The sequence below is a fragment of the Mangrovibacterium sp. genome (genome assembly GCF_059905295.1).
Map to the genome: position 1 here is coordinate 1 of NZ_JBZQJF010000131.1, position 2,390 is coordinate 2,390.

Sequence of the window (2,390 nt, forward strand, 5' to 3'; positions counted from 1 at the left end):
AGAACTGTGAGAAGTACGGTCAGTCGGATAAAAAGAAGCCATTGATTCAGTGTGAATATGCCCACGCAATGGGAAATTCAGAAGGTGGATTTAAAGAATATTGGGAGCTGATCCGCAAATATCCGCTGTACCAGGGCGGTTTCATCTGGGATTTTGTTGACCAGTCTATTCACTGGAAAAATAAGGATGGCCAGTCGATTTATGCTTATGGCGGCGACTTCAATCCCTATGATGCCAATGATAATAATTTCAACGATAATGGTTTAATCAGCCCCGATCGGAAGCCCAACCCGCACTACTATGAGGTTGGTTATTATTACCAGTCTATCTGGACAACACCAGTTGATTTGAAAAACGGACAGGTGGAAATTTACAATGAGTATTTCTTCCGCAACCTGGCCAACTTCTACCTGCAATGGGAACTGGTTGCTGATGGTAAAGTGGTGAAAACCGGAGTTGTAAACGATTTAAATGTTGAGCCACAGCAAAAAGTTAAAGTCGATCTGGGCGTTAAAGTTCCTGCAGATTTGGATGCGAAAGAAGTTTTCGTGAATGTTGCTTACAAGTTGAAAGATGCAGAACAACTGTTGCCGGCAGATTACACACTGGCTCGTCAGCAATTGGCTGTCAAAGACTGGGCTTTTAAACCCCTTGAAATGGCCAACAAAGTGGCATCGAACCAAAAGGTTGTTGAACCAACCCTGGTTGACAACGACAACAACTATTTGCTGGTGAAAGGTGAAAATTTCCAGGTTGACTTCAGCCGAAAATCGGGTTACCTGTGTCGTTATTTGGTGGATGGCAAACCGGTACTTGAAGAAGGAACTGAATTAAAACCTAACTTTTGGCGTGCACCAACAGATAATGACTTTGGCGCAAAATTACAGTTGAAATATGCGGTTTGGAAAAATCCGAAAATTGAGTTGAAGTCGTTGAATGCTGAGCTGAATGCCGAAGGTTTGGTAGAAGTGAAAGCCGATTACGATATGCCCGAAGTTGGAGGAAAACTACAGTTGACTTACCTGGTCAATAACCAGGGAGCTGTAAAGGTTAGCCAAAAGCTGACTGCCGGAGCGAAGGATGGTGTTTCGGAAATGTTCCGTTTTGGTATGAAACTGGAAATGCCGAAAGACTTCCAGCACATTAAATATTACGGCCGCGGACCGGGTGAAAATTACATCGACCGTAAAGATGCTGACTTTATCGGTCTGTATGACCAAACTGTTTGTGAGCAGCCTTACGCTTACATCCGTCCGCAGGAGACCGGAACAAAATCCGATATCCGCTGGTGGACACAGACTGCACAGAATGGTAAAGGCCTTTGCTTTAAGTCTGATGCACCTTATTCAATTTCAGCTTTAAACTATTCGGTTGAAGCCTTGGATGATGGTTTGGTGAAAGATCAACGTCACTTCCCCGAAGTGAAGAAAAGTGATTTTGTAACCATCTGTATCGACAAAAAACAAATGGGATTGGGTTGTGTAACCAGTTGGGGAGCTATGCCTCGCCCGGAGTACCGCATTCCTTACGAGGATATGGAATTCAATTTCCTGATTAGCCCGGTAGCGCACATCTATAAGATTTACTAGTTGAATTAGCATTTATAAGTTTAGAATAAAAGGCAGGATGGATCTCTCGTTGGAGGTTCATCCTGTTCTTTTTAGTAAAAGCCTCTTCTGTTTTGCTTTTTATAAGGAAGCTCTGTTCCAAGTTCCAAGTTCCAAGTTCCAAGACAACCCGACAACTTCAGATAACAATGACAACCTGCTATTCAGGAGACTTTCACTTTCATCTCTGTGGGTGATCCCCTCCGAATCATGTAGGTTTTATTGTTATGCAATCCCTACAGGATACGAATGATCCCAATTTGTAAACTTCTTTCCGTATAGCTTTCCCGCAGGGAATCAAGATCAATAGCAAAAGTCTAATCGTATTTGGTTATAGCTTTCCCGTAGGGAATCGATAGCAATATCAAATCGCACTCGGGCTATTCTCTTAATTCTTGCTAAGCCTGCCCGGTATTTAGCAAAAATGCAAGCTCGAAGCGCCAACCCGCCTAATGAAAAAGAGCGTTAAGAAACCCCATCGCTGGCGCGCTTTTGTAAAGCGTGCCTCTTTTTCTCAACTTGTTTGTTCCAAACAAAGCACGAATCACAGATTCGCGCTAGCAGAGAGTCCGGCCACTGCCGGAGAGGAGTTTGAACAATTTTAGCACGCGGAAACTGGTTTTAGTTCTTTTTCATTCAGCGGCGGCTCTTTTTGATTCCTTTTTCCAGCTGAAGGAAAAAAGGAATAGCCAGGTCCGGCTAGAGGACAAACGATGGGGCGTTGCCACAAACCCCACCTACTTTTTTGTCTTAACACTAAAAAGTAGGCCAAAAAAGTCAAGG

At 43.6% G+C, this 2,390-nt stretch carries 2 protein-coding genes; one reads left to right on the forward strand and one right to left on the reverse strand.

Going from position 1 to position 2,390, the window contains the following annotated elements; all coding sequences use genetic code 11:
* Positions 1–1,589: beta-galactosidase small subunit family protein (locus AC37HE_RS07050; protein WP_500782098.1), on the forward strand; the 1,589-nt coding region annotated here is incomplete at its 5' end.
* A 619-nt stretch (positions 1,590–2,208) separates the two neighbouring features.
* Here AC37HE_RS07050 and AC37HE_RS07055 read toward each other — a convergent pair.
* A partial coding sequence (locus tag AC37HE_RS07055) for a hypothetical protein (protein ID WP_500782099.1) occupies positions 2,209–2,390 on the reverse strand: 182 nt, incomplete at its 5' end.